Raw genomic sequence first — 14,179 nt, 5'->3', positions numbered from 1 at the left:
CTCACCCAAACGCGATGGACTGAGCCTGCTGCTTGAAGCCGGAGTTTGCGGCAAATTGCATGGGTGAGGTGCCGAACCAGCGCTGGAACTCGCGAGTCATATGCGCCTGGTCGGAGAAGCCGTTGTCGAGGGCAAAATCAGCCCAACCTTCTGCGGTTTCAATAGCACGCGCGGTTTTGCGGATGCGGGCGAGCTGGCGCCAGTAGACAGGCGAGCGACAAGTGTGGCGTGCCAAGGTGCGCTGCAAGGTTTTGAGCGTCACCCCCAACGCTCCAGCGGAGGCGGCAATGGACAATTGCTCCTCCGCGATACAGCCCAGCGCTTCGGATACTCTGGTGTTGAGGCGGGTGTGGTCTGCAAGCAATTTACAGATGGTGGCTTCATCCCAGGAGCCCAGCACGCTCAGCGCTTTGATCAGGTCTTGTTCGTTTACCTGCGTGCCCGGCTTCAGGCGAAAGCCGATCATGCGCTTAACAGTTATGCGTTCTGTCTGGTGCGGCTCATCGAACAGCTCTGACACATGCCACGACGGGCGTTTGCCTTCTACTTCCGTGACGATCAGATCTCTGCACCCATCCGGCAGGATTGGTCCGGAGACACCGAGTTCACCCGAATGATGCCAGACCTGAGCAAGCGTTTCAGGCAGGGACGCGCATGTGTGATCGTGCTGCAAACTATCCCTCCCCTGTTTGCTTGGTGGTGCCTTCCTTCATTCATAGTATGCTGCCTGTGTTCCTTCAATTGTAATTGCAAAGATTGGTTAGCTCATGGCTGAGATCACCAGGTGTTTGGAAGAACACAACGGCACCATGAATACACCGCATGAAGTGCTGTTGTTTATTGCCGAATAAGTTATTTCAGTGACTGAAATGCAGTAATTTTTTAAAGCGGATGGAAACGCTCAGTATCGCTAAATGCAAGCCAGTAGGCGGTTTACTCAGATCTCATGCGAGAATGAAAGAAACTGCTTAAGAGGAGCGTTTCCATGTCATCTCAATCAACGAAAGTGTCTGTTTCTACCTATCTCTTTCTTCGTTTGAAAGAGGTTGGTGCCAACCATGTCTTTGGGATTCCCGGCGATTATGTTCTGCCTTTATTTGATGAGCTGATCGACCAAGATCATGGCGTGGAGCATATTCTAATTTGTAATGAACTTAATGGTGCGTATGCAGCGGATGGTTATTCCAAGATGTCTGGCTTTGGTGCTGTTGCCGTGACTTACGGTGTTGGTTCGCTTAGCACTGCCAATGCGGTGGGTGGATCATTCGCAGACAGCACACCAATGATTGTGATTGCAGGCACCCCGACAATTGAAGTTCTGACCACGCCTACACCACGCAAATTGCACCACGTTATAGATACTAATTTCGATGCTTGTCTGGAGGCTTTTCGTCCGATTACAGCCGCTTCTCATCGATTAACCCGGCTGGAGACTGCTTCGGCTGAGATTGATGATCTCATCCGCACAGCAATGCAAAGGAAAAAGCCTGTTTATCTTGAAATTCCTTACGATCTTCAACTGGCTGAAGTAGAAAAGCCAACAGAACCTCTTGATCTTTGGCTCAATCAATCCTCACAGGTGAACCTGAAAGCTGCCTTGTGTCATACAGTTGGCTTGCTCAACAGCTCACAGACCCGCAGTGTTGTGACGGGACATCTACTACAGCGAGAGAAGCTGATTGAAGAAACCAAGAGCCTTGTTGAATGCCTCAATGCCAGTGTCGCGACAACATTTGTTGGCAAAATTCCCGCTTTTGAAGGTCATCCGAATGCGGCAGGCATGTATATGGGTGCCATGAGCTGCGACGCGACAAAGACGACTGTTGAAACGGCAGATTTGGCCCTTGTCGCGGGCATGACACTTAACGAATTCGACACCGGTGTTTTCACCAGCAAGCTTGGCGAAGAGCAGGATTGCATCTGGATGGATTTTGACCAAGTCCTCATCAACAATCATGTCTATGATAAAGTCTATTTGCGAGACTTTTTGCCGGCCCTGCTCAAAGAGGCAAAAAATGATCAGGCTGGAACACTCGAAATTTCCAAGACTGCGCGGCGCTTTAGCTTTCAAAGAAGCGACAGGTTTGATCCAACGGACAAAAACCTGACAATCGACCGTCTGTTTGTTCAGTTCGCAAATTATGCCAAAGCTGGTGATGTCATGTTTGGAGATACAGGCGGGTACATTAATGCCTCTCAGGCAGAGTATCCTGTTGGTGTCGATATTCATGGTTGCGGAAACTATGGATCACTGGGAGCCGGCTTCGCTTTGTTTTGCGGAGGTATTTTTGCAAAGGAAGCATCAGGACGACGGTGTTATATGATCACTGGCGATGGTGCCTTCCATATGACTGCACAAGAGCTTTCAACGCTGATCAAATATGAAACTGACTGCGTTCTCTTTGTTCTGGATAACAAAGGTTATGGGGCTGAGCGGCAGATCTATCCTGGTAAGGAACGCTCCTATAACAACACACCCGTCTGGAACTACGAGGAGTTAGGCTCAGCATTTGGCGGTGTAGAGGGCCAAACCTGTAACAGTTTCGTAGTCCGCACCGAAAAAGACATGGCTGAACTGCTAGACAATCTAGATAAGCCCAAAAGTGTCAACATTGTCCGTATCATTCTGGACCCTTGGGACTCCGCCTCGTTCAACGTCAAATTCAGCGAAGCACTGCGACATTGAATGGCTTACCGCTCTTCTTCTTCGGCCAGATAGCGTTCCAGTTTGGTGTGGTTGGCGACTTTGAGTTCGCGGCCTCGTTTTTCGACCAGGCCGTGTTCGATCAGTTGACTGACGGCACGGCGGTAGACGCGTTCTGAGCAGCCGAAGCGCTCGGCTTCGCGGAAGACGCGCTCGAACTGGATTGGTGGTTTGTTGCCGCGCTCACGGAGGAGCAGGTCTTTGGCGATGTTGTAGGCCAGCGGGTACATGAAGTGCGAGGTGACCCTGTCCATAACACCCTGATAGGTGTCGGCCAGACATTGGCTGAGCCAGATGCCCACATGAGGGTGTTGCACTAACAGGGCTTCCAGCTCTGCAATCGGGATAACGCGCACGCTGACGGGACCATCGCAGCGGATGTCGAACTGAATTGGTTTGCCCGTCAAAAACTCGATCTCACCGTAAAGGCGATCTTCGATATTGAATCTGCCGTGACTGAAGCGCCGCCCATTGGCAGCGGTGTAACTGACCGTGCAGAAGCCATCGTCGATCCAATACAGGTGTTCAAGGTTTTGGCCTTGCCGGAGCAGGTAATCTCCGGGCTCCATATAGCGTAGAAGAAACGGACCAGTTTTGACCCATTCTAATACTTCCTTATGTCCAATGTCTGCGAGCGATTTAATTGTCATTTTTGCATTATTTAGTTCAGAGATGCGGACAATTGTCCTGTTTTTGAATCGGAGATATTTCTACCTTTCTCCTTGCAAGCTGCATAGGAGAATCTGATGACACCGCATATCAACGCCCAGACTGGAGACTTTGCTGAAACAGTCCTCATGCCGGGTGATCCGCTTCGCGCAAAGTATATTGCAGAAACCTATCTGGAAAATGTACGCGAAGTAACAAACGTGCGTAATGTGCTTGGTTTTACTGGTGAATACAAGGGTAAGCCAATTTCAGTTATGGCACATGGTATGGGTATGCCATCCATCTCTATCTATGCGCATGAGCTGATCAACTTTTACGGCGTGAAACAAATCATTCGCGTGGGCAGCTGTGGCGGTGTTGATGAAGAGCTGAAACTGCGCGATCTGATTGTCGCAACAAGTGCCAGCACCAACTCCGCAATGATCCGCGATCGCTTTGCTGGTTACGATTATGCTGCTGCACCTGATTTTGAATTACTGAAGGCCTGTTCTGATGCTGCTGGCGAGCTAGGTCTGTCGCCGCGCTTTGGTAACATCCTCTCAGGTGATCTTTTCTACGGCTCCAATCCTGCACTGCTGCCAGCGATGCAGAAAATGGGCGTTCTGGCAGTTGAAATGGAAGCTGCGGCTCTGTTTGCAATTGCTGCGGAATTCCGTGTGAAAGCGCTGTGCGTGCTGACCGTATCCGATCACCTGATCACGGCTGAGGAAACCTCCTCTGAAGAACGCCAGACCAGCTTTAACCAGATGATGGAACTGGCTCTGGAAACTGCATATGCAACAACACCAGAAATGGCTGCGGCATAATGAATATGGAACTTGTAGGCTATCTGGCCTCAATTACTGTGATGACTTCCCTCCTGATGGGCAACGTCCTGTGGCTTCGTGTGATCAATATGGTCGGTTGCATCCTGTTCACCATTTATGGTGTCGCAGTTGATGCTTACCCGGTTGTTTTGCTCAACGGCATGTGCGTGTTCATCAACATTTACCACTTGGCAAAACTGAGAAAGCAACAACAACAAGCACTTACGCCAGCAGAAGCGTAAGGCACTCGCCTCCCATCAAGCCAAGGTAATTGTAAACTTGAAAGCCGGAGAGCGTTTCATCGCCTCCGGCTCTTTCATTTCATCCTTCAACAGCCGAAACATTTAAAAGCCTAGAACATACCGTTTTCATGCGAAAAATCTTTCGGAATTTCCTGCACGATGTCCCAGTGTTCTACAATCTTTCCCTCATCATCATGCCGAACAATCTCGATCACTGCATTCCCCCAGTCCGCATACTCTACCAGAGCAAATGTGAGGTCCCCTTCAGACACGGCTTGGTGCACGGTGACATTGCTGAGTTTACCGTCACTGTTCTTGAAGAACCCAAGGATTGGCTCAATCCCATTTGGAACCTGCGGGTTATGCTGAATATACTCTTCACCAAAAAGACTTTTGAGGGTCGCAACATCACCCGCAATGCCTTTAGCAAAGAAATCAGTAGCCATTTCTTTATTCCGAGCAAGGTCTGCCTCGGAAACATCTGCATTCGGGTTCCCTCCGCCATCAATCATCGAATTGCCGTTGGCGGTTTTTGATTTCGGTGTTTCAACCTGGCTCGCATCCCAATGCTCTATGATTTTCCCGTCCTGGACACGAAATAAATCTCCAACAATCATTGTGTGTTCACCAATTGTGACGCGTGACTGCGTCGCAACAAGATTGTCTTGAGCAATAACGCGCACGACTTCTCTCGCAGGGGTAATTTCATTTTCCCGCATCTGCGTGATCGCTTCGCTCAGACCGTCAACACCGTCCTTAACCTCTGGGCTGTGCTGTATGTATTGCGGGTGATAATAGGTCTCAATCAGCTCAGTCTTTTGTGCGTCGAACACTTTTGCCAGAGCATTTAGCACCAGTTCTTTGTTGTTTTTTTCCAACTCACCGGCAAGACCAGCAGAAGACAATAAGATCAAACAGACTGCTGTCAGTTTCGATAGAAATTTCATCGGACGCTCCATATGTAAACGTCGAGATATAGACGGCCTTGTGAGTTCTAGCGATAACACCTATTAGATTCAGGTTATGAAGATTTTCGATCACCTTACATTAGATGGCTCAACCCTCCGGCAGTTGGTGGAGTTGAATGAGACCCGCTCCGTAACCCGCGCTGCTACTCGTCTGGGAATGACGCAATCCTCGCTAAGTTACTCTCTGGAGCGTGCTCGAAAGACTTTGGCTGATCAACTCTATATCCGTGTGGGCAATAGCATTGAGCCAACAGAACGGATGCTTCAGATCTTACCGGTTGCACACCGTATCTTGAGAGATTACGACACTCTCGCCATGCCTGCTTCGTACTTACCGGAGCAAGATGTAGGGACGCTCAAGATCGCAGCGAATGCATTGGAGCGGGATCTTCTGGTCAAGCCGATGTTCAATGAACTTCGGAAACTCGCACTCGGCATGACTCTGGAACTGCGCTCGACCGGGTCTTGGCTGGAAGTTCGCGAAAATCTACGAAACCGAAATGTTGACTTGGCGTTGTTCCCCACTCTTTTGAAAGAGGGTGGAGATATTATTCAACGTAAGTTAGTCGATATGGAAATGGCTGTTTTCTACGACAGCTCTGTGCGTTCTGCGCCTCAAACTTTAACAGAATATTGCGCTGCAAACCATGCGGTGGTTTCTCATGGTGAGATCAGAAGCTCAGGGATTGATCAGCTGTTAGCTGAGCAGGGCCTGAAGAGAAACATCGCGCTACGCGTTTCTGACTTTGATAGTCTGGGTGTTCTTCTGAAAGGTACAGATCTGATTGTCTGTCTTCCCGCAATGCTTCAATCCGGCTCCCTTAGCAGTCTGTCAACTGCGTGCCCCCCTTTGCCTGTGCCGCCAATGTGTCTCGCTCTGTTTGTGCATGAAAGCCAATTATCTAATCCGAGGCTTTCTTTCTGGAGCGACAAGCTGACAAGAGGCGCAAACTTGAAAGCCTAAAGCAGTTCGCATTTGAGTTGAAACACAGGAACTGCTTTAGCCTTTGTTTTTGCGTATCTTTATCCGAAAATCGGTTTCCACTTTTCGGAGATACGCTGTAGGTGAAACCTAATCCAGCATCACGTTGCGGCGGGCTTCGTTGGTGCGTTTGGTGGAGAGGAGCAGGTTGGTTTCACTGGCTGAGATGCCGTCAATCAGACGGATACGGCGCAGGACATCATCGAAGTGGACCAGCGTGTCGGTTCCCAGCTCCAGGATCAGATCCCACTTGCCGTTTGTTGTGTGCAAGGCAGTGACCTCGGTCATCTTGTTCAGATGATCGACGATGCGCTGGGTGCCTTTGCCCTCGATCTTGATCATCATAATGCCACGAACAGGTTGTTCGAAGACATCGCCTCGCAGCACGACTGTGTAGCCGAGAATGTCGCCGATGGACTTCAAACGCTCCATACGTGAGCGCACAGTCGAGCGAGAAATCTTCAGCTCAAGGGCAAGATCAGAAACACTCGCACGCGCATTTCTACGTAGTATCGCGATGATTTTTTGATCTATCTCATCCAAAGTGCGTAACCTTACTTACCAATCTGGCCAATGCGACCACCATTTTGATCACAATGCCAGCTTTTTACCGCCACTTCCACAAGGATAATACCCCATATCGGATTTAATCGGGAAGTGGGAATGAAGAATACCGTTGTGCTCGTCGGGGCACCTGTACAGACAGGAACCAACATTCAGGGCTGCTTGATGGGCCCGGATGCTCTGCGAACTGCCGGACTGCAAGACTCCCTGGAAGCACTGGGCTACTCCGTTATAGACCGGGGCAACATTTTACCAGAGGCAAGTCGGGATCGGGTTCATTCCAACGGCGCTGTCCACCATTTGAGTGAGACAATCAGCTGGACTGAGAAGCTCCATGACGTGGCTTTGGCGGAAGTCCGTGAAGGTCATCTCCCGGTCTTCCTTGGTGGCGATCATTCGATGGCAGCTGGAACTGTCAGCGGTATTGCCCATGCGGCGGCAGAAGCTGGTGAAGAGCAGTTTGTGCTCTGGCTGGATGCGCATCCTGATTTCCATAATCTCAGCACAACGACCAGCGGCAATCTGCACGGCACGCCCGCGGCTTACTTTTGTGGTCTCTCCGGTTTTGAGGGGTATTATCCGGAGCTGAACACATCGATCAAGCCAGAAAATATCTGCATGATGGGCTTGCGGTCCGTCGACAATGCGGAGCGGGCTGCCCTGCAGAAAACCGGCATTGAGACCTATGACATGCGCCGGATTGATGAGAACGGTGTGGTCAAGCCGATCAATGAGTTTCTGGAGCGCGTGAAGGCTGCCAATGGTCGTCTGCACCTGAGCTTTGATGTGGATTTTCTGGACCCGGACATTGCGCCAGCAGTGGGCACAACTGTTCCCGGCGGTGCGACGTTCCGTGAGGCGCATCTGATTATGGAAATGCTCTGCGACAGTCAGCTGGTCACTTCTGTGGATCTGGTTGAGCTGAACCCATTCCTGGATGTGCGTGGCCGGACGGCGACTTTGATGGCAGATTTGGTTTCCAGCTTGTTTGGCAAGCAGGTGCTGGACCATCCAAACCGCGCCTGATCGCAAGCAACACAATAAAAGATAGGTATCCCCATATGGTCCAGTTCGTAAGCGTTTCTAAAATTTTGGATTTGGTCAACAAACACGGTGTCGAGACTGTTTTGAAGGGCATGACCGAGTATGTGGAGGAAGATTACCGCCGCTGGTCTCTGTTTGACAAAACACCTCGTGTTGCAAGCCACTCCAAAGTTGGCGTAATCGAACTGATGCCGACCAGCGATGGGGAGCTCTACAGCTTCAAATATGTGAACGGTCATCCGAAAAACACCAAGGAAGGTAAGCAGACTGTGACTGCATTTGGCATGCTTGCTGATGTGGACACCGGCTACCCGTTCTTCCTGTCCGAGATGACTGTTCTGACTGCCCTGCGCACTGCTGCGACCTCCGTTATGGCGGCAAAGCATCTGGCGCGAGCAGATTCCAAGACGATGGCAATCATCGGCAATGGGGCTCAGTCCGAGTTTCAGGCGCTGGCGTTTAAGGCGGTGATGGGCATTACCAACTTGCGCCTGTTTGATACGGATGCGGAAGCGACTGAGAAGTGTGCTGCAAACCTTGATGGCAAAGGCTTTACCATCACCATCTGCCGCAGCTCTGAAGAAGCAATCACGGGTGCTGATATCATCACCACGGTGACGGCGGATAAGCAGCAAGCCACCATCTTGACCGACAACATGGTTGGCGCCGGTGTGCACATCAACGCGATTGGTGGCGACTGCCCTGGCAAGACCGAGCTGCACAAGGACATTTTGCTGCGCTCCAAGATCTTCGTTGAATACCCGGAACAGACCCGCATTGAAGGCGAGATCCAGCAGCTGGATGATGACTATCCGGTTGTTGAGCTTTGGGAAGTGATTACAGGAGCTGCTGAGGGCCGCACCACCGAGCGCGATATTACCTTGTTCGACTCTGTTGGCTTTGCCATCGAGGACTTTTCCGGCCTGCGCTACATCTATGATCTGGTGAAGCAGGACGAAACAACTCAGGACCTGGAGATGATTGCTGAACCGGCTGATCCGCGCAATCTCTTTGGCCTTTTAGAAGTTAAACAAGCTGCCGAGTAAGAGCAGCGGTCATCGTTAAACTATCCCTTGCCCGGGGTTTGTAAGCGCCTGCCCACCTAGCAGGCGCTTCTTTTTTGCTTTGTTGGCTTAGGGGCAGCAGAGCAATGCTGAAAACCGAAGCTCGACGCTTTTCCTGATCATTTACAGGATAGACTCGATGTGAACTTTCTTTGCTTCTTCCCAGATCGCATCAATGAAGATGCTGATGGTCTCGCGCAGTTCAACGCTGTTGTTTGGATCGACCTGTTCAGCAAGGAGCTCATCAAACAATCCTGCTTCTACAACTCGGCCTTCTACGACCTCCGCAATCTCAGGGGTGTACTTTTCTGAGATAAACTGTGTGATCACATCGAGGGTATCCACGGCTGCCTGCCTGATCTCATTATCAGGGACGGAGAAGTTCCCCTCCAGCAAGTTTGCCGGAAGCACAGAGGCCACGTCATGGTTTTCCGGTTCTGCTGCTTTTACTTCAACTTTGGAAACGAATGGCGCAAGTGGATCGCTATTCAACTTTTCGTCTGCATAGTGAACACCGGTTACGACCTGCTTTGATGTCAGGCTGTGGTTTTGGCCAGCTGAGAAACCGCAGGCGTTGCAGGCCTGATCGTACGCTTGTGTTCCAAGCGTTTCGCCATATTTGTCCAGGAGTGCAGTGCGGAACGCCCCCTGATCTGCTGCTTTTTGAGTATCTAAATTGCCTTGCAGAGCAAGCCAGGAGACAAAACGACCCTGAATAGACGTGCTTGCCCGACGGGTTTGCACATTCCCATCCGCAACCGTCAGCTTTTGAGAAGGCGCTGAATCAACCGCGATATTCTGAAAATTGCTCAAGCTAACTGAAGTCATAGTGTCCATCCCATTCTGCTGGTTTCTTTTGTAATGGGATCAGGCTAACGCTAAGTCAGAAACGCCCCTGTTTTATTCATCACAGCGCTCATGACACCTGAGTAACAACTCTGTCAGATAGGGGATGAGAAGCAGTCATTGTTGGCCATTTTTATGGAGTAAGGAGCTGAAAGGCTTTGACTTTATGAGAGGCAACGCGAACTGGACCACGCCCGCCTAAAACCGTGAATAACTGAATCAATTTCAGCCAACCCAAGCTGGTTTGTTCAGTTTGGCGCTGCTGGAGAGTTCCGAATTGAACCACAACTCAAATCTGCCAGTTATTGAAGTCAGAGTTTAAAGGCAAGCATGACAATCGTGAGTGAGAGCCCAAAGCAGTCTTTCTTCATGCTCTCACCAAGTTACACCCATGCCACTTTATCTATGCGGGCTCTGGATGCATCCTCACTCACTTGTTGCGCCGATTGTAGCAAGCCCGCATTTTTGCTGTCTCACGAGAGCTTAACTTTGCTTTTGGGCGATAGATATCAAACTCAAATGTTTCGCTACGGCCAGCGTCAGCACGAAACCCCTGAGGTGCATTTGGTTTGATCTCTTTCAAGCATGACCCGTACGCTTTGAAAGAGATAAAGGCGCGCTTACTTTGTTCGCTTGAGCCACAAGCGCCCAGAAGGCTGAGCATTGCGATTGAGGCCAGCACAAGAGGCGCAGATTTCATTTTCATAAAGCAGAGCTTTCGTTGTTTGGGTGACACTTCTTATGATTTGATCGCTTCACGTTTACGACAAAGCCAGTGCTCTTGAATTCGCCAATTTTGGTTGCTTCAAAATGAGCGCTACTGAGCTTCTGACATGCCGAAAATCGACGGCATGGATACCACAAAAAATGAGAGGCACAACATGGCGACGGCGCTAAATGCTCGTTAGAAGCAAATTACAACTTCAGGCACAACCTTGCCGGAATACCCGCTCTGATATAAGACTGCGCCCACTTGTTATGGCTTAGGTTTAAAGGGGCTCGTGCGGCTATGATTACTTGTTATGTGCATTATGAGTTGAACCCGGCAAAGGTTGCTGAGTTTGAGCATTATGCCCGGCTTTGGATTCCGTTGGTTGAGAAGTTTGGTGGCCAGCATCACGGGTATTTTCTGCCCCATGAAAGCGCGAATGATTTGGCGTTGGCTTTGTTCTCGTTTCCATCGCTCGCAGCCTATGAGCAGTATCGCAAAGACAGCATGGAAGACGAAGACTGCCAGAAGGCCTTTGCCTATGCTGAAGAGACACAGTGCATCCGCCGGTATGACCGCCAATTTTTGCGGCCTGTGCTGAAGTAACCCGGGGAGTGGTGCCTGAGGTGAAGTCTACTTTGTGTGTTTCAAAGAGTATTCGACCACCTTGTCGCCTGCGATAAGCAACAGGAGTTTCTTGGAGTCTCGTTTCACTTCAACAGGGCATTTCTTTGAGGCTTCGGCTTTGATTTCCGTGAGTTTTTTGTCGAGAGCGGCGAGTTCGCGTTCGGCTTTCCGGAAGTCATTCCGTTTTTTGCTAGCTTTTTTCCAATGGGGGGGCAAGCTTTAGGAGGTTGGCTTGGGCTTCATCATACTCTTTGTCTTCACTGAGCTTTTTGACGTCGCCTTTGTTTTTCTTGCTTGCCTCATTCAGCTGAGCGACCAGCTTGTTATAAAGCTTGTCGAGGTCCTCAAAACCGCTGCTTTCGCGCTCCAGTGAGTTTTTGAGCCGTGTCAGCTTTCCATGCGCTTCAGAGATTTTGGAGACTTTTGGGGAGTCCTCAACGGCTGCCTCATAGCTTTTTTCAAGAAAGGTCTTATTGCCCAACTCCTTGTCAAACTTGGTAATGTCCAGCAGGTGGATGCCGTGTTTGTGGTCCATCTTCTGTTTGAGATCAGAGAAGCCACTGCGGAAATCAGAAAGGTTCTTAAAGGTCTTCAGGGTTTTTCCGGCCATTTTTTTTCACCTGCTTTTGCTCTTTCAAAAAACGCTAATGCAAAACAGGCAGGCTCAAAAGGAAGAGGTCTTTCGTTAGTTAAGCAAAGCAGAACCGGAGGTGACAAAAGCAAGAGTTACAGCGAGACAATTCGCATTGGTCTGTCTGAAAGACCAGGCCGGAAACGGCACAGGTCTTCCCCCGCGCACAAACGTTCCTTTGAGAATTTAAAGTGGGTGGGTTGAGTAAAATACTATTTCCTCAAAACCTGAAATATCCTAGTAGTTTTGCTGGGCAATGCAGTAAGGGCCGACCCTTTTGATTTTCCCAACCTCCGTTCACTCGCAGTGCTTTGAGCAAGATGAAGCGCGCGCAGCATTGGTTTGTCAAAAAATGAAAAGCTTCACCGCCGCTTGTCAAAAAATTGCAAAAGACTCCGTCGGTCTGTTCTGGATTATGGTCAAAACCATGGTTCCCGTGATGATCCTTGTGCGCATTCTGATGGAATTAGGGCTGGTTGATTATCTTGGCGTTGCGCTTGAACCGCTGATGGGCCTGATGGGACTGCCTGCTGCAACGGGGCTTGTGCTTGCTGTTGGTTTGCTGGTGAGCACCTATTCTGCCGTGGCTGTAATGCTGACCATTTTGCCACTGGTGTCGCTGAGTGTTGCAGATGTGACCGTACTGCTTTCTGTGGTGCTGATCGCCCATGCATTGCCACTGGAACAGAGTATCTCCCGCCGCGCCGGGATCAGCTTTGTGTTTTCCTCCAGCCTTCGGTTCGTGGTGGGCATCACCTACGGCATGGTGCTGAACCTGTTTTACTCTGCGGGTGGCTGGCTGCAGCAGTCGATCCAGCTTGACTGGCTGCCTTTCGCGCCAACGATTGAAGAGACATGGCTGCAGTGGGGCTATTCCAGTGCGTCTCTGCTCTTCACCATGTTCTGGATTATCATGGGGCTGATCATCTTCCTGAAACTGCTGGAACTGATGAAGATCACCGACCTGATTGGCTGGCTGCTCTCTCCATTGCTGCGTCTCATGGGCATCAGCAAGGCCGCAACGCCGATCACCATGGTTGGTGTTTTGCTTGGGCTTTCTTACGGTGGTGGTCTCATCATCAAAGAAGCGCAGGAAGGCAAGTTATCCTCTCGCGATGTGGTGCTGTCGCTTTCTTTCATGGGCATCTGCCATGGGTTGATTGAGGATCCGCTAGTGATGATGGCATTTGGCGCGCACTGGTCCGGCGCACTGGTTGGGCGCTTTGTGTTCTGCGTTGCAGCCATGGCGCTGATTGGTCGTCTGATCCAGATGATGCCGGAGGATGCATTCAACCGGTTCCTTTACCGCCCAGCGAAAACAGCTAAGGCGGTTGGCTGATACCCTATCCTGTTCCTGATGCTTGGTTACGTTTCAGGAAGAAGCCTCGCTTAAAATGTTTCGCAGTGAGCCTCCTCTGGTCTGATTGCGGAACACGTGCATGAACGAAATACCTCCTCAAGAGACGCGCATTCCTAACGAGGCCTGGTTTGAAACCAGGTGGTGGTGGCGGGTGAAGATGTGGCTGCAGTGGACCAGCTGGCTGCAGTACCTGCCCAATCTGGTGGTTGTGGTGCTGTTGCTGGTGTTGGCTGGGATCGGCGCGCTGGTTGGGTGTCGGCCATTTCTGTTAGTGGATTTGCCACTTATTCTTGCGGTGCTGTTGTTTTTTAATCTGATTTTCGATGTGGTGACGGTTCGGTATGGCTTTCACCCGGAAGAACCACTGCCAACCAGCCTTGAGCATCTGGATGCCTTTGAGTTGCTGCGGACGCGGGTCTCGTGCCGGTCCTTTCAAAAGCGGCTTATGAGCGAAGAGCATCGCCAAATGGTGCTTTCAGTGGCAGAGCGGACTAGCAAGCCAGAGCATTGTCTGAGCCCTCACCCCATTCGCTTTGAGTATGTCGACAATCCGCTTGTGGTTTGGCCTGCGGTTGGGACGCATGAGTTTTTGGTGGCTATTGCACCGCGTGCGTATCATGAGATGGCAGTGGTGGATGTGGGGCGCAGTTTGCAGAAGGTGGTGATTGAGGCCACACGGCAAGGGCTGGCAACCTGTTGGATTGGGCCGGGAGCGGACCACAAGAGCATCATCAAGCATCTGGGTGCACGGTTTGATCCTGAGAAGGATCACATCATCTGCGTTTGCGGGTTTGGGTATCACTCCCGCTACACCCCGCTGGCGATCCGCCTCATCCAGAAGACACAGCGGCATCGGCTGGATGTGCAGGACTTGTTCTTTGCAGATACTGGTTTCACCAAGCCGCTGAACACGAACGCACGGCCCTATCGGGAGTTTGGGCGATGCTATGAGGTGTGCCAATG

The 14,179-nt window shown here is 50.7% G+C and carries 15 protein-coding genes; 9 read left to right on the top strand and 6 right to left on the bottom strand.

Annotated features, from left to right (window positions below; all coding sequences use genetic code 11):
• Position 1: 1 nt before the first annotated feature.
• Positions 2-673: a helix-turn-helix domain-containing protein gene (locus PPL9_RS04980; protein ID WP_057461615.1), complete on the bottom strand. Its 672-nt coding sequence runs from the start codon at positions 671-673 to the stop codon at positions 2-4.
• A gap of 312 nt (positions 674-985) precedes the next feature.
• On the opposite strand from PPL9_RS04980, the gene PPL9_RS04975 reads away from it, so the two are divergent.
• Entirely contained in the window at positions 986-2,686 is a 1,701-nt protein-coding gene (locus PPL9_RS04975) for a thiamine pyrophosphate-binding protein (protein WP_057461614.1), read from the top strand.
• Between the two features lie 5 nt (positions 2,687-2,691).
• On the opposite strand, the gene PPL9_RS04970 is transcribed toward PPL9_RS04975, so the two are convergent.
• Positions 2,692-3,354 carry a Crp/Fnr family transcriptional regulator gene (locus PPL9_RS04970; protein ID WP_082596559.1) on the bottom strand — a complete coding sequence of 221 codons (663 nt, stop codon included), beginning with the start codon at positions 3,352-3,354 and terminating at the stop codon, positions 2,692-2,694.
• Between the two features lie 96 nt (positions 3,355-3,450).
• On the opposite strand from PPL9_RS04970, the gene deoD reads away from it, so the two are divergent.
• Positions 3,451-4,179 carry a purine-nucleoside phosphorylase gene (deoD, locus tag PPL9_RS04965; RefSeq protein ID WP_057461610.1) on the top strand — a complete coding sequence of 243 codons (729 nt, stop codon included), beginning with the start codon at positions 3,451-3,453 and terminating at the stop codon, positions 4,177-4,179.
• Positions 4,179-4,421, top strand: coding sequence for a YgjV family protein (locus PPL9_RS04960; protein ID WP_057461608.1), 243 nt, complete (start codon positions 4,179-4,181; stop codon positions 4,419-4,421). Before deoD ends, PPL9_RS04960 begins: the two co-directional genes overlap by 1 nt.
• A 110-nt stretch (positions 4,422-4,531) precedes the next feature.
• Here PPL9_RS04960 and PPL9_RS04955 read toward each other — a convergent pair whose 3' ends face one another.
• Complete coding sequence (locus tag PPL9_RS04955) at positions 4,532-5,368, bottom strand: nuclear transport factor 2 family protein (RefSeq protein ID WP_161831209.1); 837 nt, start codon at positions 5,366-5,368, stop codon at positions 4,532-4,534.
• Between the two features lie 76 nt (positions 5,369-5,444).
• On the opposite strand from PPL9_RS04955, the gene PPL9_RS04950 reads away from it, so the two are divergent.
• A complete protein-coding gene (locus PPL9_RS04950) occupies positions 5,445-6,353 on the top strand; it encodes a LysR family transcriptional regulator (RefSeq protein WP_057461606.1) in 909 nt (302 codons plus the stop codon).
• Positions 6,354-6,461: 108 nt separating this feature from the next.
• Here the strand turns inward: PPL9_RS04950 and PPL9_RS04945 are convergent, their stop codons facing one another.
• Positions 6,462-6,914, bottom strand: coding sequence for an Lrp/AsnC family transcriptional regulator (locus PPL9_RS04945; RefSeq protein ID WP_057461604.1), 453 nt, complete (start codon positions 6,912-6,914; stop codon positions 6,462-6,464).
• Between the two features lie 120 nt (positions 6,915-7,034).
• Between PPL9_RS04945 and rocF the strand changes: the two genes are divergently transcribed.
• Together rocF and PPL9_RS04935 are read left to right on the top strand one after the other, a co-directional pair.
• Complete coding sequence (gene rocF, locus PPL9_RS04940) at positions 7,035-7,961, top strand: arginase (RefSeq protein WP_057461603.1); 927 nt, start codon at positions 7,035-7,037, stop codon at positions 7,959-7,961.
• A gap of 35 nt (positions 7,962-7,996) precedes the next feature.
• A complete protein-coding gene (locus PPL9_RS04935) occupies positions 7,997-9,025 on the top strand; it encodes an ornithine cyclodeaminase (protein ID WP_057461601.1) in 1,029 nt (342 codons plus the stop codon).
• Positions 9,026-9,166: 141 nt separating this feature from the next.
• Here the strand turns inward: PPL9_RS04935 and PPL9_RS04930 are convergent, their stop codons facing one another.
• Complete coding sequence (locus PPL9_RS04930; RefSeq protein ID WP_057461739.1) at positions 9,167-9,871, bottom strand: hypothetical protein; 705 nt, start codon at positions 9,869-9,871, stop codon at positions 9,167-9,169.
• Positions 9,872-10,898: 1,027 nt separating this feature from the next.
• Between PPL9_RS04930 and PPL9_RS04920 the strand changes: the two genes are divergently transcribed.
• Positions 10,899-11,204 carry an NIPSNAP family protein gene (locus PPL9_RS04920; RefSeq protein ID WP_057461598.1) on the top strand — a complete coding sequence of 102 codons (306 nt, stop codon included), beginning with the start codon at positions 10,899-10,901 and terminating at the stop codon, positions 11,202-11,204.
• 211 nt (positions 11,205-11,415) lie between these two features.
• On the opposite strand, the gene PPL9_RS04915 is transcribed toward PPL9_RS04920, so the two are convergent.
• A complete protein-coding gene (locus PPL9_RS04915) occupies positions 11,416-11,835 on the bottom strand; it encodes a hypothetical protein (RefSeq protein WP_208989171.1) in 420 nt (139 codons plus the stop codon).
• A 373-nt stretch (positions 11,836-12,208) separates the two neighbouring features.
• Here PPL9_RS04915 and PPL9_RS04910 point away from each other — a divergent pair, with 373 nt between their 5' ends.
• Together PPL9_RS04910 and PPL9_RS04905 are read left to right on the top strand one after the other, a co-directional pair.
• A complete protein-coding gene (locus PPL9_RS04910) occupies positions 12,209-13,195 on the top strand; it encodes a nucleoside recognition protein (RefSeq protein ID WP_208989170.1) in 987 nt (328 codons plus the stop codon).
• A 100-nt stretch (positions 13,196-13,295) separates the two neighbouring features.
• On the top strand, positions 13,296-14,179 hold an 884-nt coding region (locus PPL9_RS04905), incomplete at its 3' end, for a nitroreductase family protein (protein WP_057461596.1).

Origin of the sequence: Pseudovibrio sp. POLY-S9 (genome assembly GCF_001431305.1) — a bacterium.
GTDB lineage: Bacteria > Pseudomonadota > Alphaproteobacteria > Rhizobiales > Stappiaceae > Pseudovibrio.
This window is presented reverse-complemented; position numbering and strand designations above follow the sequence as displayed.